Source organism: Pseudomonas ekonensis, assembly GCF_019145435.1.
Classification (GTDB): Bacteria; Pseudomonadota; Gammaproteobacteria; order Pseudomonadales; family Pseudomonadaceae; genus Aquipseudomonas; species Aquipseudomonas ekonensis.
The window spans coordinates 664,742-689,061 of record NZ_JAHSTS010000002.1 but is presented as its reverse complement, the minus strand read 5'-3'; the positions used below and the strand labels follow the sequence as shown (position 1 = coordinate 689,061).

26 protein-coding genes and 1 tRNA gene are annotated in these 24,320 nt (G+C 60.9%); 17 read left to right on the top strand and 10 right to left on the bottom strand.

Features of this window, described 5'->3' with window-relative positions; translation table 11 throughout:
* Positions 1 to 6 precede the first annotated feature (6 nt).
* The 9 genes from KVG96_RS16055 (at position 7) to KVG96_RS16015 (ending at position 7,178) form a co-directional block, all read left to right on the top strand.
* Positions 7 to 525: an ankyrin repeat domain-containing protein gene (locus KVG96_RS16055; protein WP_217893011.1), complete on the top strand. Its 519-nt coding sequence runs from the start codon at positions 7 to 9 to the stop codon at positions 523 to 525.
* 93 nt (positions 526 to 618) lie between these two features.
* A complete protein-coding gene (locus KVG96_RS16050; RefSeq protein WP_217893010.1) occupies positions 619 to 1,149 on the top strand; it encodes a hypothetical protein in 531 nt (176 codons plus the stop codon).
* Positions 1,150 to 1,219: 70 nt separating this feature from the next.
* The gene (locus tag KVG96_RS16045) at positions 1,220 to 1,411 is read left to right on the top strand and encodes a PLDc N-terminal domain-containing protein (RefSeq protein WP_011062611.1); all 192 of its coding nucleotides are present in this window, start codon (positions 1,220 to 1,222) and stop codon (positions 1,409 to 1,411) included.
* Positions 1,412 to 1,645: 234 nt separating this feature from the next.
* On the top strand, positions 1,646 to 2,521 hold the full coding sequence (gene speE, locus KVG96_RS16040) for a polyamine aminopropyltransferase (protein ID WP_085577644.1): 876 nt from the start codon (positions 1,646 to 1,648) through the stop codon (positions 2,519 to 2,521).
* 230 nt (positions 2,522 to 2,751) lie between these two features.
* Positions 2,752 to 2,985 (top strand): hypothetical protein, encoded by a 234-nt coding sequence (locus KVG96_RS16035; protein WP_217893009.1) that lies wholly within the window; start codon positions 2,752 to 2,754, stop codon positions 2,983 to 2,985.
* A 196-nt stretch (positions 2,986 to 3,181) separates the two neighbouring features.
* Positions 3,182 to 3,529 carry a ribonuclease E inhibitor RraB gene (locus KVG96_RS16030; protein ID WP_217893008.1) on the top strand — a complete coding sequence of 116 codons (348 nt, stop codon included), beginning with the start codon at positions 3,182 to 3,184 and terminating at the stop codon, positions 3,527 to 3,529.
* Positions 3,530 to 4,005: 476 nt separating this feature from the next.
* Positions 4,006 to 5,415 (top strand): circularly permuted type 2 ATP-grasp protein, encoded by a 1,410-nt coding sequence (locus KVG96_RS16025; protein ID WP_217893007.1) that lies wholly within the window; start codon positions 4,006 to 4,008, stop codon positions 5,413 to 5,415.
* 12 nt (positions 5,416 to 5,427) lie between these two features.
* The gene (locus KVG96_RS16020; RefSeq protein WP_217893006.1) at positions 5,428 to 6,378 is read left to right on the top strand and encodes an alpha-E domain-containing protein; all 951 of its coding nucleotides are present in this window, start codon (positions 5,428 to 5,430) and stop codon (positions 6,376 to 6,378) included.
* Positions 6,375 to 7,178, top strand: coding sequence for a transglutaminase family protein (locus tag KVG96_RS16015; protein WP_217893005.1), 804 nt, complete (start codon positions 6,375 to 6,377; stop codon positions 7,176 to 7,178). Before KVG96_RS16020 ends, KVG96_RS16015 begins: the two co-directional genes overlap by 4 nt.
* Before the next feature lie 109 nt (positions 7,179 to 7,287).
* On the opposite strand, the gene KVG96_RS16010 is transcribed toward KVG96_RS16015, so the two are convergent.
* Both KVG96_RS16010 and KVG96_RS16005 read right to left on the bottom strand, forming a co-directional pair.
* A complete protein-coding gene (locus KVG96_RS16010) occupies positions 7,288 to 8,109 on the bottom strand; it encodes a c-type cytochrome (RefSeq protein WP_217894236.1) in 822 nt (273 codons plus the stop codon).
* 95 nt (positions 8,110 to 8,204) lie between these two features.
* Positions 8,205 to 8,348: a hypothetical protein gene (locus tag KVG96_RS16005; RefSeq protein ID WP_170929964.1), complete on the bottom strand. Its 144-nt coding sequence runs from the start codon at positions 8,346 to 8,348 to the stop codon at positions 8,205 to 8,207.
* Positions 8,349 to 8,689: 341 nt separating this feature from the next.
* Between KVG96_RS16005 and KVG96_RS16000 the strand changes: the two genes are divergently transcribed.
* The 3 genes from KVG96_RS16000 to KVG96_RS15990 all read left to right on the top strand — a co-directional run bounded on the left by KVG96_RS16000 (position 8,690) and on the right by KVG96_RS15990 (position 12,895).
* Positions 8,690 to 9,895 (top strand): acetyl-CoA C-acetyltransferase, encoded by a 1,206-nt coding sequence (locus tag KVG96_RS16000; protein ID WP_217893004.1) that lies wholly within the window; start codon positions 8,690 to 8,692, stop codon positions 9,893 to 9,895.
* A gap of 26 nt (positions 9,896 to 9,921) precedes the next feature.
* The gene (locus KVG96_RS15995; RefSeq protein WP_217893003.1) at positions 9,922 to 12,066 is read left to right on the top strand and encodes a 3-hydroxyacyl-CoA dehydrogenase NAD-binding domain-containing protein; all 2,145 of its coding nucleotides are present in this window, start codon (positions 9,922 to 9,924) and stop codon (positions 12,064 to 12,066) included.
* A gap of 106 nt (positions 12,067 to 12,172) precedes the next feature.
* Positions 12,173 to 12,895 carry an amidotransferase gene (locus KVG96_RS15990; protein ID WP_217893002.1) on the top strand — a complete coding sequence of 241 codons (723 nt, stop codon included), beginning with the start codon at positions 12,173 to 12,175 and terminating at the stop codon, positions 12,893 to 12,895.
* Between the two features lie 65 nt (positions 12,896 to 12,960).
* Here KVG96_RS15990 and KVG96_RS15985 read toward each other — a convergent pair whose 3' ends face one another.
* From KVG96_RS15985 to KVG96_RS15975, 3 genes are all read right to left on the bottom strand, one after another.
* Positions 12,961 to 13,932 carry a magnesium and cobalt transport protein CorA gene (locus KVG96_RS15985; protein ID WP_217893001.1) on the bottom strand — a complete coding sequence of 324 codons (972 nt, stop codon included), beginning with the start codon at positions 13,930 to 13,932 and terminating at the stop codon, positions 12,961 to 12,963.
* A gap of 132 nt (positions 13,933 to 14,064) precedes the next feature.
* Positions 14,065 to 14,787: a 1-acylglycerol-3-phosphate O-acyltransferase gene (locus KVG96_RS15980; protein ID WP_217893000.1), complete on the bottom strand. Its 723-nt coding sequence runs from the start codon at positions 14,785 to 14,787 to the stop codon at positions 14,065 to 14,067.
* A 224-nt stretch (positions 14,788 to 15,011) separates the two neighbouring features.
* Positions 15,012 to 15,701, bottom strand: a complete 690-nt coding sequence (locus tag KVG96_RS15975) for a crotonase/enoyl-CoA hydratase family protein (RefSeq protein ID WP_217892999.1) — start codon at positions 15,699 to 15,701, stop codon at positions 15,012 to 15,014.
* Positions 15,702 to 15,766: 65 nt separating this feature from the next.
* Here KVG96_RS15975 and KVG96_RS15970 point away from each other — a divergent pair, with 65 nt between their 5' ends.
* The 5 genes from KVG96_RS15970 (at position 15,767) to KVG96_RS15950 (ending at position 18,960) form a co-directional block, all read left to right on the top strand.
* On the top strand, positions 15,767 to 15,991 hold the full coding sequence (locus KVG96_RS15970) for a hypothetical protein (protein ID WP_217892998.1): 225 nt from the start codon (positions 15,767 to 15,769) through the stop codon (positions 15,989 to 15,991).
* A gap of 8 nt (positions 15,992 to 15,999) precedes the next feature.
* Positions 16,000 to 16,089, top strand: a tRNA-Ser gene (locus KVG96_RS15965).
* Between the two features lie 203 nt (positions 16,090 to 16,292).
* On the top strand, positions 16,293 to 16,511 hold the full coding sequence (locus KVG96_RS15960; RefSeq protein ID WP_217892997.1) for a hypothetical protein: 219 nt from the start codon (positions 16,293 to 16,295) through the stop codon (positions 16,509 to 16,511).
* Positions 16,512 to 16,705: 194 nt separating this feature from the next.
* Complete coding sequence (locus KVG96_RS15955) at positions 16,706 to 17,914, top strand: AAA family ATPase (protein WP_217892996.1); 1,209 nt, start codon at positions 16,706 to 16,708, stop codon at positions 17,912 to 17,914.
* Positions 17,915 to 17,916: 2 nt separating this feature from the next.
* On the top strand, positions 17,917 to 18,960 hold the full coding sequence (locus tag KVG96_RS15950) for a DUF4435 domain-containing protein (protein WP_217892995.1): 1,044 nt from the start codon (positions 17,917 to 17,919) through the stop codon (positions 18,958 to 18,960).
* A 468-nt stretch (positions 18,961 to 19,428) separates the two neighbouring features.
* On the opposite strand, the gene KVG96_RS15945 is transcribed toward KVG96_RS15950, so the two are convergent.
* The 5 genes from KVG96_RS15945 to KVG96_RS15925 form a co-directional block, all read right to left on the bottom strand.
* Positions 19,429 to 20,610 (bottom strand): Arm DNA-binding domain-containing protein, encoded by a 1,182-nt coding sequence (locus KVG96_RS15945; RefSeq protein WP_217892994.1) that lies wholly within the window; start codon positions 20,608 to 20,610, stop codon positions 19,429 to 19,431.
* 105 nt (positions 20,611 to 20,715) lie between these two features.
* Entirely contained in the window at positions 20,716 to 20,886 is a 171-nt protein-coding gene (locus KVG96_RS15940) for a hypothetical protein (RefSeq protein ID WP_217892993.1), read from the bottom strand.
* Positions 20,879 to 21,148, bottom strand: a complete 270-nt coding sequence (locus KVG96_RS15935) for a hypothetical protein (RefSeq protein ID WP_217892992.1) — start codon at positions 21,146 to 21,148, stop codon at positions 20,879 to 20,881. Before KVG96_RS15935 ends, KVG96_RS15940 begins: the two co-directional genes overlap by 8 nt.
* Positions 21,149 to 21,213: 65 nt before the next feature.
* Positions 21,214 to 21,507, bottom strand: coding sequence for a hypothetical protein (locus KVG96_RS15930; protein WP_217892991.1), 294 nt, complete (start codon positions 21,505 to 21,507; stop codon positions 21,214 to 21,216).
* Between the two features lie 16 nt (positions 21,508 to 21,523).
* Entirely contained in the window at positions 21,524 to 24,319 is a 2,796-nt protein-coding gene (locus KVG96_RS15925; protein ID WP_217892990.1) for a toprim domain-containing protein, read from the bottom strand.
* Position 24,320 lies beyond the last annotated feature (1 nt).

Sequence of the window (24,320 nt, the reverse complement as noted above, 5' to 3'; positions counted from 1 at the left end):
TTTCCCATGTCCGACCCAAACCGCCAGATGACCCCCGAAGAGGCCGCCGCCTTCACCGAGCAGGTGTTCAACAAGGCCCGCGAGGGCGATGCGGCGATGCTCGACCGGCTGATCAGCGCGGGGCTGCCGGTGAACCTGCGCAACGGCAAGGGCGACACGCTGCTGATGCTGGCCAGCTATTACGGGCACCTGGACGCGGTGCAGGTGTTGCTCAAGCACAAGGCCGACCCGGAGCAACGCAACGGCAACGGCCAGAGCCCGATCGCCGGCGCGGCGTTCAAGGGTGACCTGGCGGTGGTCAAGGCGTTGGTCGACGGCGGCGCCGACATCGACGGCGCGTCGTTCGACGGCCGCACGGCCCTGATGATGGCGGCCATGTTCAACCGGGTGGAGATCGTCGAGTACCTGATCGGCAAGGGCGCCGACCCGAAAGCCAAGGACGCCAACGGCGTCGCCGCCCTCGACGCGGCCCGCACCATGGGCGCGGCCGACACCACGGCGCTGCTGGAAAAGCTTCTGGGCTGAAACCGGCCTCAGGCCGGAACCGGGCCTGTGGCGCAGGCGAGAATGCGCTATCCTTCGCGCCCTCGAAAAACCTTCGCCACAGGATCTGCCCCCATGAAAGCCGCACTCGCCGAACTCATCAGCAAAATCAGCTCCGGCTGCATGGCCGAGGACGAGATCCTGAAGGTCGCCGATGAAGCGGCGCAGGCCTACGCCGATGCCGATGCCTTCCTGGCCGCCAACACCGACATCAACTACGACGACACCTTCCCGATCCCGCTGGGCGAGTGGGTAGTGGTCGGCAGCCTGCCGGACACCGTGCTGTTCCAGGCCGACACCTATGCGGACCTGTTCGCGCAGATCGTCGCGTCGTTCGGCCCTGGCGTGGCGTTCAACCTCAAGCCCAAGCAGTTGGCCAAGACCGAAGCCCTGACCGCGCTCAACCGCATCCAGATCCAGATGAGCAGCCTGAACAAGGAAAACGGCGGCTATACGCTGATGAACTTCAGCCAGTTGCTCGATGACGAGCTGCAAGTGGTGCTGGTGTACGGCAACGACGTGCCGCGGGTGCTGGAGCTGTGCGCCGAAACCGGCATCGCCGCCGCGCCGGCGCTGGAGGCCCTGAAGGTCGCGGTGCACGTCTGAGGCAATAAAAAGGAACCCCGGCCGGCGCCGTCTATCCTAAAGGTGCATGCCACCACTTCGGAGCGACGCCATGGGTTCCACGTTCAACGGCCTGGTCGGGCTGATCATCCTTGCCCTGGACATCTGGGCGATCATCAATGTGCTGAAAAGCGGCGCCGAAACCGGGATGAAGATCCTCTGGGTGCTGCTGATCATCCTCCTGCCGGTGCTGGGCCTGATCATCTGGGCGATCGCGGGGCCAAGGGGCAATGTGCGGCTTTGACCCGAACCTGCGAGCCACTGTCCGGTCCGGCCCTCAGGTGCCAGGGCGCAAACCTGCTGGCGACGGCGTCAGCCGAAGCGCCGCCCGGCCGGATTGATGCCGTCTCTCGCGCAAGGATCGCGCCCGGCCGATGAACCGGGGTTCGACCTGTCATCTTGCGCAACGTAGAATGCGCGCCTTTCCCGGGCAGTCGTCACTGCGACCGTCGCCCCAGCATTCACCGGAGCACGTCCCATGAGCACCACCAAGACCAGCGAGTACCTGGAAACCCTCTACGAAGGCTACGGCCAGCGTTTTCGCATGGAAAAAATGCTGCACGAAGTGCGCACCGAACATCAGCACCTGGTGATCTTCCAGAACCCGCGCATGGGCCGGGTGATGGCGCTGGACGGCGTGATCCAGACCACCGAGGCGGATGAGTTCATCTACCACGAGATGCTCACCCACGTGCCGATCCTCGCCCACGGCACCGCCAAGCGCGTGCTGATCATCGGCGGCGGCGACGGCGGCATGCTGCGCGAAGTGACCAAGCACGCCAGCGTCGAGCACATCACCATGGTCGAGATCGACGGCACCGTGGTCGACATGTGCAAGGAATTCCTGCCGAACCATTCCAAGGGCGCCTACGACGACCCGCGCCTGAACCTGGTGATCGACGACGGCATGCGTTTCGTCGCCACCACCACCGAGAAGTTCGACGTGATCATTTCCGACTCCACCGATCCGATCGGCCCGGGCGAGGTGCTGTTCTCGGAAAACTTCTACCAGGCCTGCCACCGCTGCCTGAACGAGGGCGGCATCCTCGTGACCCAGAACGGCACGCCGTTCATGCAGATCGACGAAGTGAAGACCACCGCCGGCCGCCTGCGCAGCCTGTTCCCGGACTGGCACTTCTATCAGGCGGCCGTGCCGACCTACATCGGCGGCTCGATGACCTTCGCCTGGGGCTCGACCGACCCGGCCTACCGCAAGCTGAGCCGCGAAACCTTGCAGCAGCGCTTCATCGGCAGCGGCATCGTCACCCGCTACTACAACCCGGAAATCCACATCGGCGCCTTCGCCCTGCCGCAATACGTGCTGCAGGCGGTGAACAAGCCGGCCAACGACTGAGCCCTTGCGGGAGCTGCGGGTCGCACCGCCGCTCCCGCGACACCAGGCTGCCCGCTGCACTGCAGGAGCCAGCCTGCTGGCGATGGCGCCCGCCAAGGCGCCGCCTTGCGCAACGGCTCCCGCATGAAAGGTTTTTCATCTCCGTCGGCGACATTCCCCGGGAACGATCAATTCGGCTAAAAGTCGAGATAGGTGTAGGCCCATTTGCGGGCTTGACCGAGGAGGCTCCGATGTCAAAGTGGAAAGTCACTTTCGTGGATGATCATGGCGAAACCGTCAACGAAGTCTTCGAGTGCGAGGAGTGCCCGAGCCACGAGCACGCCGCCCGTCTCATCAAGGAACGATTCCTTCCCGTCGCCGCCGAGCTGGATCTGAACGATCTGGAGGGGCGCACCGCCGATGCCGGCGTCAAGAGCCTCAAGGCTCAGCACAGCATCGAAATCCTCGGCATCACCCCAGTCTGAATCTTTCTGACAGCTGACCGCCAGGCCTTGGCAGCGGCTCTGTCATGGGGCTAATCTGCAAGCGAGATCAGCGAACGGATCGCTAAGGTCTGGTCTTGTCAGCTACATGCTTGTTTCCCGTGGGCAACCCGGTTGCCGCAACGCTTGAGTGCAGGGAATACGGAAAGTCTATCCATCTGTCAGAGGGGGACGTTTCATGAGCACAGCCTACCAAGAAGACATCAGCAGCAACGTGCTGCGCCGCATGAAAGAAGGCGGTTTCGATTTCTCCAGGATCCATCCCATCGAGTTCTACGCCATTTTCCCGAACGAGGAGCGGGCGCGCAGGGCGGCAGGTCATTTTCGCGGTGAATCCTTCAATGCCCAGGTCAGCGTGCGCGACGACGGCGCCTGGCACCTGGAACTGAGCAAGGTCATGCATGCGACCTACGGCGGCATCGGCGACTTCGAGCAGCGTTTCTCCGCTGTGGTGGAGCCGTTGGGCGGCGTCATCGAAGGCTGGGGCGTCAAGCACGAGGTGCGCAACCGGCGGCGCCTGCACTGATCTTTCGCGACAGCGTCGGGCAACGGCTGACCTTCGGGTCGGCCGTTGTCGTTTCCGAACCCCGGAAACGCCGTGGCAAAACCCTGAAACAAGAATCCGAGGCAAAAAAAAGCCACCGTCGAAGGTGGCTCAAAGGGAAGACCGGAAGGAGAGGGAACCGGTCAGGGTCACGGCTGGGCGGGCTGCGGTCGCGGCCATCGATCAGTTGGGCTGCACACTTCGCGGGGGACGTCGTGCAGCGGATGCGCGGATTATCCGCAGGCGCCGCCGGGCAGTGAAATCAACTCTGACTATGCTGGTGATAGGCGACGGCGTTGCGTCGCCATGGAGCGGGGGCGATCGGGTTGGGGCGTTTGCCGCACAGCAATGGTGCGGTGTTCGCGGCGCGATTATCCAACCGACTGAAATCAAAGCGTTTCTGCCGATGGCACGGGCCTTGCGAAGGTTCGGATGTCCGGAGTGACAAGGAGTACGGCATGAACCGCACCCGTTTTGACGAGATGTACGATGCCGGCGGCCAGATCCGCCCGCATTACCGGGAATTCGCCCGCTGGTTGGCCGAGACGCCCGACGAACTGCTGGCCCAGCGGCGACGCGAGGCCGATCTGCTGTTCCACCGTGCCGGCATCACCTTCACCCTCTACGGGGACGAGCAGGGCACCGAGCGCCTGATCCCCTTCGACACCATTCCGCGCAGCATCCCCGCCAGCGAATGGCGGACCGTCGAACGCGGCTGCATCCAGCGGGTCAAGGCGCTGAACCTGTTCCTCGCCGACCTCTACCATGGCCAGCGCATCATCAAGGCCGGGATCATTCCCGCCGAGCAGGTGCTGGCCAACGAGCAGTACCAGTTGGCGATGCAGGGGCTGGATCTGCACCGCGACATCTATTCGCACATCTCCGGCGTCGACCTGGTGCGCGACGGCGACGGCGCCTACTACGTGCTGGAGGACAACCTGCGCACCCCCAGCGGCGTGAGCTACATGCTCGAAGACCGCAAGATGATGATGCGCCTGTTCCCCGAACTGTTCGCCGCCCAGCGCATCGCCCCCATCGACCACTACCCGAACCTGCTGCTCGACACGCTCAAGAGCTCCAGCCCCCTGGACGACCCGAGCGTAGTGGTGCTGACGCCGGGGCGGTTCAACAGCGCGTTTTTCGAGCATGCGTTCCTCGCCCGGGAAATGGGCGTCGAGCTGGTGGAGGGCGCGGACCTTTTCGTGCGCGACGACAAGGTCTACATGCGCACCACCGACGGCCCGAAGGCCGTGGACGTGATCTACCGCCGTCTCGACGACGCCTTCCTCGACCCGTTGGCGTTCCGCCCGGATTCGATGCTGGGCGTGCCGGGGCTGCTGTCGTCCTACCGCTCCGGCAACGTGGTGCTGGCCAACGCGATCGGCACCGGCGTGGCCGACGACAAGTCGGTATATCCGTACGTCACCGAAATGATCCGCTTCTACCTCGACGAGGAGCCGATCCTCAAGAACGTACCGACATGGCAATGCCGCAATCCGTCGGAACTGTCCCACGTGTTGGCCCATCTTCCGGATCTGGTGGTCAAGGAGACCCAGGGCTCCGGCGGCTACGGCATGCTGGTGGGGCCGGCGGCGACGGGGGCGGAGATCGACGCGTTCCGCGAGCGGATCAAGGCCAGGCCCCACGCGTACATCGCGCAGCCGACGCTGTCGTTGTCGACCTGTCCGACCTTTGTCGAGAACGGCATCGCGCCGCGCCACATCGACCTGCGTCCGTTCGTGCTGTCCGGCCGCGAAACCCGGGTGGTGCCCGGCGGCCTGACCCGTGTCGCCCTGCGTGAAGGCTCTCTGGTGGTGAATTCCTCCCAGGGCGGCGGCACCAAGGACACCTGGGTGGTCGAGGATTGAAGGAAGCCTGCCATGTTAAGTAGAACTGCCTCGGATCTGTACTGGATGTCGCGTTACCTGGAGCGGGCGGAAAACCTCGCGCGGATGCTCGACGTCAGCTATTCGCTGTCGCTGATGCCGCAGGGCGGCCGCGGCGACGGCCTGCACGAACTCGCCATGCCGCTGATGATCACCGGCACCCTGGACGACTACCTGGAACGCCACGGCGAGCTGCACGCCGAACGGCTGCTGCACTTCTTCGCCCTCGATGCGGCCAACCCGGCCAGCATCTACAGTTGCCTCGGCGCGGCCCGGGCCAGCGCCCATGCGGTGCGCGGGCGGATCACCGCCGACATGTGGGAGAACATCAACGCCACCTGGCTTGAGATCCGCGGGATCGCCGACCAGGGCCTGAGCCGCTACGGCATGAGCCGCTTCTGCGAATGGATCAAGGAGCGCTCGCACCTGTTCCGCGGCGCGTCCTACGGCACCATCATGCGCAACGACGCGTTCCGCTTCATCCGCCTGGGCACCTTCATCGAACGGGCGGACAACACCCTGCGCCTGCTCGACGCCCGCTACGAGATGGCCGGCGACCAAGCCGAAGCGGTCAGCGACGGCACCGCGCACGCCTATTACCAGTGGAGCGCGCTGCTGCGGGCCCTGTCGTCGTTCGAGGCCTACACCGAGATCTACCGCGATGCGCCCGGCGCCCGGCATGTCGCCGAGTTGTTGCTGTTGCGCGCCGACGTGCCGCGTTCGCTGCGGGCCTGCACCGAGGAAATCGACCAGATCCTCGCCCAGTTGCCGGGGGCCAACGGCCGGCCCGCGCAACGGCTGGCGGCGGAAATGGACGCGCGCCTGCGCTACACCGGCATCCACGAAATCCTCGAAGAGGGCCTGCACGCCTGGCTCACCGAATTCATCCCGCTGGTGCGCCAGCTGGGCAACGCCATTCACAGTTCCTACCTGGAGGCCGCATGAGACTTTCCGTCAGCCACGAGACCACCTATCACTACGAAGATCAGGTGCGGGCGAGCATCCAGTACCTGCGCCTGACCCCGCACGACAGCGAACGCCAGCAGGTGCTGAATTGGCAACTGAACCTGCCGCGCCCGGTGCGCGCGCAGCTCGACCCGTTCGGCAACATCCTGCATGTGCTGACCCTCGACGAACCCCACGAAGCGATCGTCATCGGCGCCCGGGGGGTGGTCGACATCGACGAACGGCGCGAGGCGGAACACGAGAGCCAGTCGGCGTTGCCGTTCCTGCGCTTCACCCGCCTCACCGAGGCCGACGAAGCGTTGCGCGCATTCGCCGGGCAGGCCTGCAAGCAGCGCCGTGACCGCACCGCGCTGATCGACCTGATGCACGGCCTGAACCGGCACATGGCCTACCTGCCGGGCTCGACCGAAGTCGATACCTGCGCCGCGGAGGCGTTCGCGGCACGGACCGGTGTCTGCCAGGACCATACCCATGCGTTTCTCGCCTGCGCGCGCAGCCTGGGGGTGCCTGCGCGTTATGTGTCGGGTTACCTGTACAGCGAGGACTGCGAGCACCTGGCCAGCCACGCCTGGGCCGAGGCCTGGCTGGACGACGCCTGGTACAGCTTCGACGTGACCAACCGGCTGGCCCGTCCGGAGCGGCACCTCAAGCTCGCGGTGGGCCTGGACTACCTCGACGCCTGCCCGGTGCGCGGCATGCGCCGGGGCGGCGGGTACGAACAGATGCACGCCAAGGTGGTGGTGTCGCCGACGCCGGTGATTTCCGTCCAGCAACAGTGATGAGGGCCCCTGTAGGAGCGAGTCTGCTCGCGAAGGCGGATCGGCCACCTTTGCAGTGGCTGACGGATCGCTTCGCGAGCAGGCTCGCTCCTACAGGGATGGTGTGGGGTCAGGGCTTAACCTTGCGTCCGGCCATGTGCTTGAGGTAGCCCACCAGGTTCTGCAGCTCCGCGTCCGGCAGCACCTGGGCGGAGAAGCCCGGCATCTTCGCCTGCGGCCACTGGCGCAGGCTCTGCGGGTCGCGGATGTAGCGTTTGAGGAAGTCCGCACCGAAGTACTCGGTCGGGTTGTACGGAATGTTCAGGTCCGGCCCGAACTGCGCGTCCCCGGCGCCGTTGAGGCGGTGGCAGGCCAGGCAGTTCTTCTGGAACAGCGCGAAGCCCTTGTTCACCGGGTCGTCGGCCTTCAGTGCGGGATCCGGCAGCAGGGCCGGGAAGCGCTCGGCCACCGGCGCCATGCGCTTGATGCTGGCGACTTCGAACGGCCACTGCTCCGGGCTGATGTGGCTGGCCTCGGGATCGGTCCAGACCAGATAGAACGGCCCGGCGCTGGGCTTGCCTTCCGACAGCGGAGGCCACGGCTGCGCCGGGTCTTCGATGGCCAGCCAGGCCCGCGCGCCTTGGGTCTGGAGCAACGGTGCGGCGGCCAGCTCCGCGGCGAAACCGTCCAGCGCCACCGCTTGCAGGTGGTCGGCCGGCTGGATGCCCGTCAACAGCGCGGCCACCGGCACGGCGCGGTAGGTCATGTCCCGCTTGTAGGAAACATCGTTCTTGATCGTGAGGGTCTGCGCCTGAGGATGCTTGAGCAGTTCCTCGGTCTGCCAGGTGCGGCCGTTCGCGCCCAGCTCCAGGTTCAGCTGTGCGGCGTAGAGGGGCGTGCTCAGCAGCAGGGCCCCGAACAGAGTGAGCGCTTTCAAATGATCGCCGTCCATGTCGTGGAAGTGCGCAAAGAGTGGCACAGCCACGCTGGCCCGGGTAGCGGGCCAGTCACAGGATAGGTGGCGATGAGCGAAACCTGCCGCTTGAGTCAGCCGAGCACCTTGGTCAGGTTGGGCAGAATCAACAACAGCGTCGTGGCAAAGAGAATGAGCCCCGCTTGACGAACTTTCGGTTGTTTGAACATGGCTTGACCGCCTTTTTTGTTATTTCCTGAGGCTTGCCTGATCTCCATGACGGCAAGCGTTGCACTTCCTGTAACGAACGCGTGCCTCGGCAAAACCCGACGACAACGGCGTACTTGTTCACCTTAGGGCCCGCGTCACGCTTGGCTTAGATCCATTTCGTATGGAATGGCTGCAAGTCGCGATTAAAACGGCATGAGGCCCATTGCCAGCTTCTTTGCCGCCCTTTTGCTAGACAGCTCGGCGGCCTGAACCGGTTAACCTGGCCAGGGATGACCGTCCGTCTGAGCGTGCGCGTCAACGCCATTGAGCGCTGCGGTCATTGAATCCGGGGCGGCGCGAGCCAACAGTGAGCGCACGAATTTCACTCACCGCACAGGTTCGAGACGTCATGACCCAAGCTTTGATTTTCGACGCGTTACGCACGCCCCGCGGCAAGGGCAAGGCCGATGGATCGCTGCACAGCGTCAAGCCGGTGAACCTGGTGGCCGGGCTGCTCACCGCACTGCAGCAGCGCACGGCGCTGGACACCAGCCAGGTCGATGACGTGGTGCTCGGTTGCGTCACGCCCATCGGCGACCAAGGCTCGGACATCGCCAAGACCGCCGTGCAGGTGGCCGACTGGGACATCAGCGTAGCGGGCGTGCAGATCAACCGCTTCTGCGCCTCGGGCCTGGAGGCGGTGAACCTCGGGGCCATGAAGGTGCGCTCGGGGTTCGAGGAGCTGGTGGTGGTCGGCGGCGTCGAATCCATGTCGCGGGTGCCGATGGGCAGCGACGGCGGCGCCTGGGCGCTGGATCCGCAGACCAACCTGCACAGCCATTTCACTCCGCAGGGCGTCGGCGCCGACCTGATCGCCACCCTCGAGGGGTTCAGCCGGCAGGACGTCGACGCCTACGCCCTGCATTCGCAGCAAAAGGCCGCACGGGCGCGGGCCGCCGGGGCGTTCAGCAAATCCCTGGTGCCGGTGCAGGACCAGAACGGCATCGTCCTGCTGGATCACGATGAGTTCATCCGCGCCGAGTCCACCCTCGAAGGCCTGGGCAAGCTCAAGCCGAGCTTCGAAATGATCGGCCAGATGGGCTTCGATGCGACGGCGCTGCGGGTCTACAGCCATGTCGAGCGGATCAACCATGTGCACACGCCGGGCAACAGCTCCGGCATCGTCGACGGCGCGGCGCTGATGCTGATCGGCTCCGAAGCCCGCGGCAAGGCGCTGGGCCTGACGCCCCGGGCGCGGATCGTCGCCACGGCGGTCACCAGCACCGACCCGACCATCATGCTCACCGGCCCCGCGCCGGCCACCCGCAAGGCGCTGGCCAAGGCCGGGCTGCGGGTGGAGGACATCGACCTGTTCGAAGTCAACGAAGCCTTCGCTTCCGTGGTGCTGAAGTTCATCAAGGACATGGCCGTCGATCCGGACAAGGTCAACGTCAACGGCGGCTCCATCGCCATGGGCCATCCGCTGGGCGCCACCGGCTGCGCGATCCTCGGCACCCTGCTCGATGAACTGGAAGCCCGGCGCCTGCGCTATGGCCTGGCGACGCTGTGCGTCGGCGGCGGCATGGGCATCGCCACCATCATCGAACGCCTCTGAGCCCGGACTTCAAGGAACCCAACCCAATGAGCCAAGCCATCCGTTACGAACTGGGCCAGGACAGCATCGTCACCCTGACCATCGACATGCCGGGCCAGAGCGCCAACACCATGAACGCGGTGTACCGCGAGGCCATGGCCGCTTGCGTCGCCCGTCTGGCGGCGGAAAAGGACACGATCGCCGGCGTCATCGTCACCTCCGCCAAGAAGACCTTCTTCGCCGGCGGCGACCTCAACGAGCTGATCAAGGTCGGCAAGCCCGAAGCCCGGGCCTTCTATGACATGGTGCTGTCCCTCAAGGGCCAGTTGCGCACCCTGGAGACCCTCGGCAAACCGGTGGTCGCCGCCATCAACGGCGCGGCGCTGGGCGGCGGCTGGGAAATCTGCCTGGCCTGCCATCACCGTGTGGCGCTGGACGACGCGTCGGTGCAGCTCGGCCTGCCTGAAGTGACTTTAGGTCTGTTGCCGGGCGGCGGCGGGGTGGTGCGCATGGTGCGCATGCTCGGCCTCGAAAAGGCGCTGCCTTACCTGCTTGAAGGCAAGAAAGTCCGCCCGCGGCAGGCGTTGCAGGCCGGCCTGATCGACGAACTGGCGGCCGACCGCGACGAGCTGCTGGCCAAGGCCCGGGCCTGGATCCTGGCCAATCCGGACGCGGTGCAGCGTTGGGACGTGAAGGGCTACCAGATCCCCGGCGGCACGCCGTCGAACCCGAAGGTCGCACAGATGCTGGCCATCGCGCCGTCGATCCTGCGCACGAAAACCCAAGGCACCTTGCCTGCGCCGGAGAAGATCCTCTGCGCGGCGGTGGAAGGCGCGCAGGTGGACTTCGACACCGCGCACCTGATCGAGACCCGCTACTTCACCGAACTGACCACCGGCCAGGTCGCGAAGAACCTGATCGGCACGTTCTGGTTCCAGCTCAACGAAATCAATGCCGGCGGCTCGCGGCCGCAGGGTCATGCGCCTTACGTGACACGCCGGGTGGGCGTGCTCGGGGCGGGGATGATGGGGGCGGGGATCGCCTATGTCAGCGCGGCGGCGGGCATCGACGTGGTGCTCAAGGACGTGAGCCTGGCCGCCGCCGAGAAGGGCAAGGCCCATTCGGCGGCGCTGCTGGACAAGAAAGTCGCCCGCGGCCACATGAGCGCCGGGCAGCGCGACGCGGTGCTGGCGCGGATCCGTCCCGCCGAAAGCGATGCTGACCTTGTCGGCTGCGACCTGATCATCGAGGCGGTGTTCGAGGACCGCGAACTCAAGGCCAAGGTGTCGGCGGCCGCGCAACAGGTGGCCGGCGCCGATGCGGTGATCGCGTCCAACACCTCGACCCTGCCGATCACCGGCCTGGCGACGGCGGTGCCGGATCCGGGCAAGTTCATCGGGCTGCATTTCTTCAGCCCGGTGGACAAGATGCCGCTGGTGGAGATCATCAAGGGTGCGCACACCCGCGACGAGACCCTGGCCCGTGGTTTCGACTTCGTCCTGCAGATCAAGAAGACCCCGATTGTCGTCAACGACAGCCGCGGCTTCTTCACCTCGCGGGTGTTCGGCACGTTCACCAACGAAGGCATCGCCATGCTCGGCGAAGGCGTCAGCGCGCCGATGATCGAGACCGAAGCGCGCAAGGCCGGGATGCCGGTCGGTCCGCTGGCGATCTCCGACGAAGTTTCCCTCAGCCTGATGAGCCATATCCGTCTGCAAACGGCCAAAGACCTGCAAGCGGAAGGGAAACCGCTGATTGAGCACCCGGCGTTCGCCGTGATTGACTTGCTGCTCAACGAATTCAAGCGGCCGGGCAAGGCGGCGGGAGGCGGTTTCTATGAGTATCCGGCCGGCGGCCAGAAACACCTCTGGCCCGAACTGAAGGCCCGGTTCGAAAAGCCCGATGGGCAGATCCCGCCGAAGGACGTGCGTGATCGCCTGCTGTTCGTGCAGGCCCTGGAAACCGTCCGTTGCGTGGAGGAGGGCGTGTTGATGTCCACGGCCGACGCCAACGTCGGCTCGGTTTTCGGCATCGGTTTCGCGGCGTGGACGGGCGGTGCCTTGCAGTTCATCAACCAGTACGGCGTGCAGGACTTCGTCGCCCGCGCGCAATACCTGGCCGAACAGTACGGCGAGCGCTTCGCGCCGCCGGCCTTGCTGCTTGAAAAGGCGGCGAAGGGGGAAATGTTCTGACGGTGCCCTGACAGGGATCGGGCGCATTTCGGGGCTTGCCTTGCCGGGTGGTTTCAAGGCAGGCTCTGGGGTGTGCATTATTCCCATCACGTGTCAGGAATTTTTTATGTCGCTACGCATCTGCATTCTGGAAACCGACATCCTGCGTCCGGAACTGGTCGATCAGTATCAGGGCTACGGGCAGATGTTCCAGCGCCTGTTCTCGCAGCAGCCGATCGCCGCCGAGTTCACCGTCTACAACGTGATGCAGGGCGACTACCCCAGCGATGACCTGACCTTCGATGCGTACCTGGTCACCGGCAGCAAGGCCGATTCGTTCGGCACAGACCCGTGGATCCAGACCCTCAAGCACTACCTGCTGACCCGCTACGAGCGCGGCGACAAGCTGCTCGGCGTATGCTTCGGCCATCAGTTGCTGGCGCTGCTGCTGGGCGGCAAGAGCGAGCGCGCCACCCAGGGCTGGGGCGTCGGCATCCACAACTACAAGATGGCCGCCAAGGCGCCGTGGATGAGCCCGGTGCGGGAAGAGCTGACGCTTTTGATCAGCCACCAGGATCAGGTCACCGCATTGCCGGAGAACGCCACGGTGATCGCCTCCAGCGACTTCTGCCCGTTCGCGGCGTACCACATCAACGATCAGGTGCTGTGCTTCCAGGGCCATCCGGAATTCATTCACGACTATTCGCGTGCGCTGCTGGATCTGCGCCAGGAAGCCCTGGGCGAGCAGGTCTACAGCAAAGGCGTGGCCAGCCTGGAGCATCAGCACCATGGCACCACGGTGGCGGAGTGGATGATGCGTTTCGTGGCGCACAAGCCGGCAACCGCCTGACCCGCCTCCTGTGGCGATGGCGTTTGCTCCCGCCGGGCCGCCAAGCGGCCCGGCCATGGGGTTCGCTACAGCCAGCCCGACTTCTTGAAGCTCGCCCACAATCCCACGCAGCCCACGGTGATGAACCCCAGCACGCCGAAATAGCCGTAGTGCCAACTCAGTTCCGGCATGTTCTGGAAGTTCATCCCGTAGATCCCGGCCACCGCCGTGGGGAACGCCAGGATCGCCGCCCATGCGGCGAACTTGCGCTGCACCACGCTCTGGCGTGACGCCTCCAGCAACACACCGATCTCGATGGTCTGGCTGGCAATGTCCGCCAGGGTCGTCAGGTCTTCCATCTGCCGCGTCACGTGGATCTGCACATCCCGGAAGTAGGGGCGCATGTTCTTGTCGATGAACGGGAAGCTCAGCTTCTGCAGTTCCTCGCCGATCTCCACCATGGGCGCCGCATAGCGCCGCAGGCGCAGGACATCCCGACGCAGGCCGTGAAGCTTCTGGATGTCATGCTCGTTCAAGGCGCTGCACAACACGTTGCGTTCCAGTTCGTCGATTTCGGCATGGATCGCTTCGCCCACCGGCTGATAGTTCTCGATCACGAAATCCAGGATTGCATACAGTACGAAATCTTCCCCGTGCTCAAGCAGCAGCGGACGCGCCTCACAGCGTTGGCGGACGTGGGCGTAGGACGCCGAGTGGCCGTTGCGGGCGGTGATGATGTAGCCCTTGCCGGCGAAGATATGGGTTTCGATGAATTGCAGGATGCCGTGCTGGCGCACCGGCGAGTAGGTGACGATGAACAGCGCGTCGCCGAAGGTTTCCAGCTTCGGTCGGCTGTGCTTTTCCAGGGCGTCTTCGATGGCCAGTTCGTGCAGGTTGAACTGGCGTTGCAGGTTGGTCAGCTCCTGGGCGTTCGGCTCTTCCAGGCCGATCCAGACGAAGTGCCCGGTTTTCGCGGCCCAGGCCGCGCCTTCGTCGAGGGTGATGTTGGTGACTTTCTTACCGGCACTGTAAACCGCAGCAGCGACAACTCGACCCATGGTGGTGATTCACTTCTTCTTGGCAGATGACAGGGGGTTCAGGCTTCAGCTTAGCCGTGTGGTTGCTTCAGAGTGCGTGCAATCTGCATGGTTCACGGGCAAAAGAAAACCCGCACGGGGCGGGTTTCATCTTCAGGCGGCTTGCAGCTGCCGGTCCATCGCATCGATGCATTCGCGCATCTGCTCCTGGCACTGGGCCATGAGCCGGGGCATGTCGTCCATCGTCAGCCCTGCCGTAGGAATTGCCGGCAACGAACGGATGAGCACGTTGCCGCTGCGCCAGCGGTTCAGGCGCATGTGGTTGATGTAGTTGCTGACGCACACCGGAACGATCGGCACGCCGGCGGCGATCGCCATCTGGAACGCGCCTTTCTTGAACGGCAGCAGTTCCTTGCCCAGGTTGCGGGTGCCTTCCGGGAACACCCAGATCGAGGTGTCCTCATGCTGCAGGGTGTGGGTGGTGGTCAACATCGACTTGCGCGCCTTGTGCGCGTTCCCACGGTCGATCAACACGTTGCCGGCCAGCCAGAACAACTGGCCGAACAGCGGTACCCATTTCAGGCTCTTCTTGCCGATGCACACGGTGCGGTAAGGCACCACGTTGCCGAACACGAACAGGTCGTAGTTGGACTGATGATTGGCGATGATCACGCAGCTCGCGGGCTTGTTCATCAGTCCGCTGACCTCGGCCCGAACCCTCAGGCGCAGGATGCACATGGCCGGCAGCGCATAGAGGCGGGCGCACAGACGACTGTTGTCCGGATTGAACGGCCGGCACAGACCGAGGATCACACCCAACACGCCGGCAAGGATAAAGTGCAGCCCCATCAACAACATACGAAACGCAAACAGCATTTTTACGCCCACCGGGACAAAAAGGTGGCGCAGTGTACGGATGTGCACTGTTTTCGGCAATTGCCGCTCAAGAGTCCGGAGATGGCCGATGTTTAAGCGCATGTTTCCGACTCGTTGGTCAGATGCGACCTAGAGCGTTGTCGGAGGATTCAAATGCTCGCGTAAGAAAAAGCCCGACACGACGGCCGGGCTCTCTGTTTGCTGCGCGATGGCGGGGCAGGGGCTTATCCCAGATGCTCCTGATCCTGAATGATCGCGTTGTCCAGGGTTTCCAGCAGGGCCTTGCGCACTTTGAGCTTGGTGTTCTTGTGCGCGGTCATGTTGATCTTCTTCAACTGACGCGCAGCGGCGAGGGCGGCGCCTTGCAGCTCTTCGGCCGACACCACCTTATCCAGGAAACCGGCGTCCACGGCGGTTTGCGGATCGAACATCTCACCGTTGATCACCGAACGGTGGAAGGCCGAGCGACGCAGGCGGTCACGGGCCAGTTCGATGCCGGCGTGGTGCATGGTCATGCCGATCTGCACTTCGTTCAGGCCGATGCTGAACGGGCCGTCGACGCCGATGCGGTAGTCGGCGGACAACAGAATGAACGCACCCTTGGCGACCGCATGGCCCGGGCAGGCCACGATCACCGGGAACGGATGCGACAGCAGGCGACGGGCCAGGGTCGAACCGGCGGTCACCAGCGACACCGCCTCTTTAGGGCCGGCGGTCATTACCTTGAGGTCATAGCCGCCCGACAGGATGCCCGGCTGACCGGTGATGATCACCACGGCGCGATCGGTCACGGCCCGGTTCAGCGCTGCGTTGAACGCGGCGATCACATCCGGGGAAATGGCATTGACCTTGCCGTTGCTCAGGGTCAGGGTCGCGATGCCGTCTTCGAGGTGATAGGCAACCAGGTCGCTCATGACGCTATTCCTTATAAGAAAGTTGAGGCAGACGTTACCCAGCGATGCAGGTCAGGTAAAGCACTGTGACTGACCCGCCGGTCACCGCATTCCGCTTGCCGATCCCTATGGAAGGCATTTCCGGTGCCGAAGACGGCCTGGCGCCGCCCGGAGAATGGCCGGTTTGCCATGGGCCGGAACACGCAGAAAAGGGTAAATGCCTTAACCGCATGAAAATTCTGAAAAAAACCTTTGCCATCGGAAAAGCTTTCGACTACATTAGCGCGCCTCGACAGACGCAACGCGAATGACGAGATACGGTGAAGTGTCCGAGTGGCTTAAGGAGCACGCCTGGAAAGTGTGTATACAGGAAACTGTATCGAGAGTTCGAATCTCTCCTTCACCGCCACATTCAGTAAACGCAAACCCCTGATTTTCCTAGAGAAAGTCGGGGGTTTGTGGTTTCTGGCATCTGAAAAAAGTCCATATGGGACTGGCATGGGACTGGTGCGCTATTTTGGTGCAAAAAATGGAGCGCCGTGAGTCAGTCGTTGGTCATGACCTGACGCCCATGAACTAGTCTCTCTAGACACCTCGCTCAAGGATGGATCCATGCCAAACAACTCAGACTCTAACATCGCCACAGCAGATGCTTTGACATTGCTCCTACACAACCAGCATGCCTTGGGGGCGGCAATAGAAGAGGTCACTAAATGGCTCTCAGAAAATGGCCTAGAAGCAGTTGCAGAAAATGCGGTCGTAGCGATGAAAACACTGGATGCAAATGCCAGCGCAATTACCGATGTGATTACGCGACTACGGCAGCTCTAGGGAACCTCTCCGACGAAAAGCAATCGGTCAAAAACGGACATTCGCTAACTCCCCCCCCTGCTGACTCGAGCCAGAGAGATTGCCGCTACCAGCAGATGTCAGCTAAGTCAATCGATCTACTCTATGATGCGGTGTAGGAAGGCCTTGTCTAACGGATTTCTGGGGATGGAGTGATATTCCGATGGTCATTCGCTATGATCGATGGATGGCCTTTCACACAAACGCACGACGATTGTGGGCTGATGCAGATTTGGGAACGAAAATTGAAAAAAATTACTAGCATATCTCTATTTAATACACCGGTATTGGATGCTAGCGTAAAGCTAGCTATCGAGCCTGGGAAGAACGTTCTTGTATTGACGGGTTATAACGGGTCAGGGAAAAGCAGAACCCTTGGTGTGATACTTGAATCCTTATCTCTTTTGCGGGATGAGGAGTATAGAGTGACTAGCTATGACTGGATTGTTGAACTTGTTTTTGAGGGTGAGTTAAAACTTCGGGCGTTAAAGATGAATGCGCACTCTTCCTCGCCAGCTGATATCAAAAACTTAATTGAAAAAGAGTTCACAGGTGCTGATACGATTGAGGATGCTTATAATCGTGTTCAGGATGTAGTGAAAGAGTATAAACCTAGTGCTAGCTTTAAGTCTAATAGTGACAAGGCGGAGCGCGCTTTTGGATGTATTGCACTTTCTTCAAATAGTGACAAAACAATCGAAGAGTTTGGGGGGGAAGTCGAAGCTGTTGCATTTATTGATTCGGAAATTCACTTTAACTATAAGCGTGAAGTCTCTGAGGAGGTAATGAATGGGAATTCAGGAATAAATCAAACCTTATTTTCATTGTTTTATGAGCTTGCGGTAAGGCAAGTGAAAAACCCAAATGTTTTTGATACGGTTTACTCTTTGCTAAAAGAATTTGAGGAGAAGTCTGGTGGGCGGGAGGATGAAAGTGCCGCTCGAGAATATGTTCGAGAAAAAATAGATCCTGCAATCCTTGAAAATACACTAAATGCGTTCGAGAGTACGGAAGTCTTTGTTGAGCTTAATAAATTTTTTGCGCTAACAAATCGAAAGTTGAAGTGGACAAATAAGCATGCAGTGATGCATCTGGAAGATGGACAAGAAATTCCTTGGATATATTTTTCAAGAGGAGAGAAAACTCTTCTTGCGTTGTTCTTGATTGTGCATCTTTACAGTAGTACTGCAGTTTTTCTATTTGATGAGCCCGATCTCTCCTTACATATGGAGTGGCAGCGTATGCTTATTCCTTCACTAACTAAGCTCGCACCTAACTCTCAGTTTGTTATTTCAACTCATTCCCCCTTTATGGTCATGAATACTGAGTGTGAGCAGGTTGTGAATATGGCTAATTTTAGCTGCGTAACGTCCGCGCGGGGGTGACTATGTTGGGGAAAAACAAGGATGTAGGCTTTTCATTCAATAGTGCAGATTTAGAGAAAACTAAGTATTTTAATCTTGATGGAACTAGTGTTATTCATGTTGATGTGTGGGTGGAGGCTTTCGATGATAAACGGTTCTGGCTTGCTCATCTACCGAATTCCCCGAAGTACAAGTTTTTTCCAAAAATTCCAGATCAAATAACCGCGCCTGACGGAAAGGTCTCAACAGGTTGCGATAGGTTGTTTAAGATGGAAAGAGATGGCGTTATAACCCTGGGCAAGGCGCAGATTTTTTGTTTGGATAGTGATGATAGTTACTTAAAGAAATTTATAAGCGGCTTCTCGTCACAAAAACTAGAAAGGGATTTTGTGTATGTTACTAATGTCTATGCGATAGACAATGTTTTCTTACAGTCTGACTTGTTGGATAGGGTGTTCGAAAGTGTGACAGGGACACCGGTCGCTAGCTTAGCTACTAAGCCTTCGGGATTGCTTGCTGAGGTCTCTAGTCTTGTTTTTGATGTGGCTTTGGGTTTGGCGTTCTATGACGTTGTTTTGCACTCCCGTAAAGCTCGCAATGTTTTTAAAGATAAATTTAATAGAATACTTCAGTCACAGCTTAAGCTAGATTGTCAGCGAGCGCTGAGTTCGTGCCCAGAATTCTCAAGAATTTCTTCTTCTTTCCTGAAGCTTAAAAGAAGCCTTGAGAACCTTATTGTCTCGACCGGAAAGAAAGTTGAGTATGATCGGTTTCGGGCGGATGCTATTGGAACCGGTTATTCGAGTAGTAATGCTTATCTTTTTGTGAGGGGGCATTGTGTGTATGAAGGACTAGTTAGCTCTCTATTGAAAACATCATTGGGTATTCGGGATGCAGAGATAGTTCGAGTTACAGCGCTGTATTCTGATCATGTGCATAGAGTTCAAGCTATTAAGAGTCAGTGGCCGGATTTTGATCATGCGCTAAAAACATCTTATTATGCGGCGTTACCTGTTATACCTTTTTTTGATTTGTGTCGCAGTCGCCTACTCGCGGATTACGCTTAGCTAAAACACGCGCCGGTTAGTGTTTGGTACACCACAATGGCTATGGTAGATCTAGATTTTGGAGGGAGTCACTTTCTCGTTTGCCGCAGAGCCGTCTTGAACTGAAAGGCCGGAGTCCCATCGATTAGTTTTACTCAAAGAGCACTACTCGCTCGAAAAGGAACTAACCATATGTCCAGTCCGCAGCTGATTACTCCCTTACTTTTAGTAGCCTTGGAAGGACTGCTTACGGAGCTTTACGCAGCATTTGGAACGCACCCTATTTAGTGTTACTCAGTCGATTGAGCTGGAGATTGTTCAAAGAGAGTTGATTTTTGCCAAGGGCTTCGCCTGGGGCTTACGCGCAGGCGGGTTGGTCAATACAAGAGTTTATGAAGCCATGCGCGCCGCCATCGACCTGACCGAAAGTAAAGCGTTGCGTTCAGGGGGCACATCCAACGATGTACCCGCCATAGGCCACAACGTGCTTCAAGTAACTCCAATGGGTGACAGCTTCAGGGCCAGTTGCAACATCCCCACCACGTCCGGCCCGTCTTCGTTGATCCACGTCCCGTAATGCTGGCGGATCATGTTGCCGTTGGTGTGGCCCATCTGCTCGGCGATCCAGTCGATCGACGCCACGCCGGTGGTCAGCAACTGGCTGGCGTAGGTATGCCGGCATTGCCCCGGCCCCCGGTAACGCACGCCGGCGGCGAGCAGATGCGCCTTGAAAAAGCGGTCTCGCACGACAAAGTCGTTGGCATGCGGCAGACCGCTTTTCGTGTTGAGGAAGACGAAGTGCAGGGTGTGTCGGCGGATTGTCTTGTTGTCGCGCTCGACGACCTCGACGGTTTCCGCCTTGCGCCGGCGGGTCAGCGCATCAATCTTGCGTAGCGCCTCCCACGCCGGGGCCAGCAGACGCACCCGGCGCGTCGATCGGCGGGTCTTTGTGACCCGGTAGGCGCCGCGCACCTTGGAGCGGCGAAAGTTCACGGTGCCTTGTGCCAGGTCGACGTCTTCCCAGGCCAGGGCGATGGTCTCCGAGACCCGTGGCCCGGCCCACAGCATGAACTGCACCATCAGCAGCTCCAGTGTGCGGTCGGTTGGCGTGGTGAGGATCTGTTTGATTTCGGCACGGGTAAACGGATCGGGCGCCTCCGGATCAGGTAGGCGGACCATCAGCCCTTCGGTCGGGTCATGGGCGACCTTCATCCGCGTGCGGTACAGGCGAAACACCTGGCGCACGTTGCTGATGATGTCGCGAATGGTCTTGTTCTTCAGGGTCTTCGACAGCGTGCCCTGAATCCATTCCTGCAGATCCAGGTGATCGATCTGGTTGATCTGGTGTTTGCCCCAGCGCGGGCGCACATGCACTTCGGCCTTGTTCGCATACCCGCGATAGCTGGACGCCGCCACGCTGTTGGCCTTGATCTTCAACCACAGGTTCAGGTAGTGGCCGAAGGTGTTTTCCACCAGCCTCGAGGAGTGGGGAAAGTGCCGGGCGTAATCGAAGGTGCCGGTCTGGATCTCGTAATCGATGATGTCGAGCAGGCGTCTGGCCTGGGCGACGGTTGCCGGCGTGTTGCCCCCGGGGACGGATTCCCGGCATTTCTCCCCGTTGTATTGAAAGTAGATTCTCACGGAATTGCCGCGAGCTTCGACGCCACTCATGTAAACCCCTAACGCTGTACTCGTGTATCGACAGTCTGACGATCGGAAACAAAAAGGCCCGTTTCCGGGCCAAGTATTTGGATGCGCGTTTTCTAGTGGACGCGGCTATCGCTTGGGCGGCTGCTTGCGCCGGTGGGCATTGAGCAACTGCCGCGTGCGGCTGCACTGTGCGTGGCTGCCTTGTACGCGCCATTTGCCGCACTGGTCGCACAGGCTGGCGGCGTCGAGGTTCCAGGGAAAACGTGGCATGCCGTGGGCACTGGATTGGTCAGGCATGACGCTCGCTCCCGGCGACTGCCGTTTCCCGCCGGCGGGGTGGGTGGGCGAGCAGGTCGGCCACGACGGCGGCGTCCCGATCGCTGAGCTGGCCCAAGGTGCCGGCGATCTGGCTCAGGTTTTCGAGGCGCGTGCGCGACTCCGGGGTTTTCTGAATCAGGTAGCCGATCATGGCCGCGCCGATGATCGCGGTGGCCACCAGGTGCCGTGCCGGTGTGGTAGCCTTCGCGGCGCTGCTGCTGCTGTGGTGCTGTGCTTGCATGGTATTGCCCTCGGTGGTGGTTGGGTGTCGGGGGGCTGCAACTCCTCGACACTGTTTTTTTCAGGTCAGTCCTTGCGTGCCAGGTGTATCACCAGGTCGTCAAAAACAGGTTCATGCTCCACGCATGATTGCCATTCCAAGACCCTCAAAATCTGTTGCCGGCTGCAGTCGTTGACCAGGATGTCGCGCTGGCCACCGGCGGCCCGCACCTCAAGAATCTGCAGCAGACCTTCCTCGCCGTAGGCGCCGGCCTGGATCATCGGTTGGGTGTGCCCCAACGCCTGCAGTTGGTCGATAACCGTCTGCAGCTTGTTCGTGTTGCCGTCGCCGGCATTGCCCATAAACACTTGGATTTGCATCGGTGTTGCCTCCTTCTCAGGCTTTGAAGATCCAGCACTTGACCGTCGTCGGACGGCCCGGGGCCAGTGGGGTTTTGGCGTTCAGGGCTGCCCGTGCGGCGCTATGGACGGCCTTGTTGGCCTCCACAAACTTGTGCGAGCGGGACTCTTTCAGCAGGTCGCGCAGGGTCGCTACGTCGGCCAGCTTCTGTTTGTGCTCGGCGGCGCGCTCGCTGAATTCGTTGAGGTTGATCGCAATCACATTCGGATCGCTGCTGTGGTCGACCACGGGGTCTTCGCTGAGCGATTGGAGGTAGTCGTATACCTCCCAAAACTCGGCGACCACCGGGTGGTCGGAGCTGATCGAGGCCTGGCGCTCAATGGCCATGCGCACGATTTGGCGCTGGGTGGCGGCGACCTGGGGATCTTCCAGTTTCACAACCAAGTGCAAAGCATCGAGCAGCGAGAGCAGTTGCGCGTGGTTCTTGCTGATCCGCTCCACCCGGATGTACCCGCGCAGGTCATACCCGCAACTGCTGCAGCTGCCTTGCTCGCTGGGGTACTCCGCGCCGCAAGTGAAGCAGTGGGTATGCAGGCGGCGCAGCTTGGCTTCGTGCTCGGGCATGCGCTGGGTGAAGAGCTCAAGCACGGCGGACTCCTTGCTGACCGCCCGAATCAGAAAGTGGCTCAAGGTTTTGCCGTCCAGGGCGTTGAGCTTGTCTGCCGCCACGCGGCTTTGCGGGGTGACGGTGGGACGGATGAAGTGCAGTTTGACGATCCGGGTCATGATCGCTTCGTGGGCGACCACGGGGGCGTTCTGGCTGATGGCGATCGTTCCGCGAAACGGTGGCTCGTAGGTCTCGTTGCCGGCAGTCTTCACCCCCTTGGTGGCCAGGGTACCGCCGCCGTAGTAGTCCTTGAGTTCGTCCCACTCGAACGTCTTGGCATGCGATCGATCATCGCCGTGGCGGTCGGCCTCCAGGAACACAACGGGCATGCCGGACACCTGGCCCATCAAGCGTGAGCGACCGGCCTTTGTCGACTTCATGGGGTCGAAGCCTTCGTAACCCTCGCGGCCGAGCAGCTTCCACAGCAGATTGAGCAAGGTGGTCTTGCCGGCGCCGGCCTCGCCTGTGGCTTCCAGGAAGGGGAAGGACTGGCAACGGCTGCGGATCTGTTCGCAGAACAGCGAGCCGAAGAAGAACACCAGGGCGACCAAACCTTGGGCGCCGAAGCATGTCCAGAGCAATTTCAGCCAGGCTTCGTCGAAGTCCTTGCCATCGCGCTGCAGCGTGATGGACACACCTTTCTGCAGCGTCTTCAGACGCAGTTTTCCGAACTCGAAATAGTCCTCGCTGTTGACCTTGTAGGTAACGCCTTCCTTGATCGCGATGTCGCCATAGACGTAGCAGCCGTATTCCTTGCTGTAGCCCACGTAGTCGATCGTCGAAACGGTTTTGATGCCGAACAATTGATCCTTCATGAGCTTGTCCAGCTGCTGCCCGCTGCCGGTGTACATGGCGCCGGCGGCCATGCCGAGTAGACGTTTCTTGAATTCGCTGGCGGCCGACAACTGACCGCTGGTGAAGGTGTTCTTCACGCTTTCGGCGTCATGCGGGAAGTCCACACGCAGGTAGTACCAGGACTCGTCGGTGACTTCGTTGCGCTGGAAATACAGGGCTTGCGGGTAGCAGTTAGCTATCTCGACGACGCTGCCTGACTGCTGCAGGGCCTTTTCGCGTTGCTGCGACTGGTTCAGCAACTGGTCGTCGTGGTTCTCGCTGTCCTCGATGTCTTGCATTGCCCGGTTAAATTTCTCCATGTCCAACTTGAACCAGTACAAGCGGCTGCCGAAGCCCAGGTGGAATTCACCCCGCTTGTTCCAGTCGTACATGAGCAGGGCTTTTTCTGCGGCGCTCTCGGCAAGCAGCAGGGCGCCCAGGTGGCGTGCCTGTTTCAGATCTGCCGCCACCTGGTTAGCGCGATCGCTTTCGTCTTCGATGAAACCCCAGCGCTGGTGCAGGTCGTTCCAGTCGGTCTTGCGGCCGTCACGAAGAGGGATCTGTGCCGCCTCACAGACGAACCCTAAGGCTCGCGCCTGCTTTGCCCAGCGTTTGGTGTAGGTGTGCGCGCCTGGTTCGTTATCCAGCGCCCACACCAGCTTCGGCAGCTTGCCTTCACGGTCACGGGCGAGCGCCCGTAGCGATTCCTCCGGGAATGCATTCGAAGACATGGCCGATACGGCTGCGATGTCGTTGTGCACCAAGGCGATCGCGTCGAATATGCCTTCCACAATCCAGAGTTCTTTGGCTTCCAGCAGATCCACGCAGGGCGGGCACCACCAGACGCCGCGGTAACTATCCTTGGATTTGAAGCGCGCTTTCATCTTGCCGAAGCGGTGCGGGCGGTCGATCAGGCGTTCCCACCAGCCACCTTTCTCCAATGCAAAGCGAACGGTGGCGCTGCCGGCGTTGTGTTCGACGGAGTAGAAGCTTTCCTGGGTGAACCAGCCCTGAATCAGCTCAATGCGGAAGCCCCGGGCGAACTCCAGATAGGCGCGAGCCGTCGCGTTGGGGTGCTGATCGGTCGCCGGCGCACGCTTGCTCCAGTCTTCAAACAGATCCTCGTACAGCTCTTTCACATGCATCGTGTGAGCGCACTTCTCGGGTCTGCCGCAGATCACCAACCACGGAGCATCAAAACGGGTGTACAGCGTCTTCTGCCGGCACTTCGGGCAAGTGCCCCCGCGCATGTAGTGGGCGCCTGACCGTTGCTTAAGCCCATATTCTTTTTTCAGGCGCTCGATCACGTCGTCGCGCAATTGCTCTTTCATG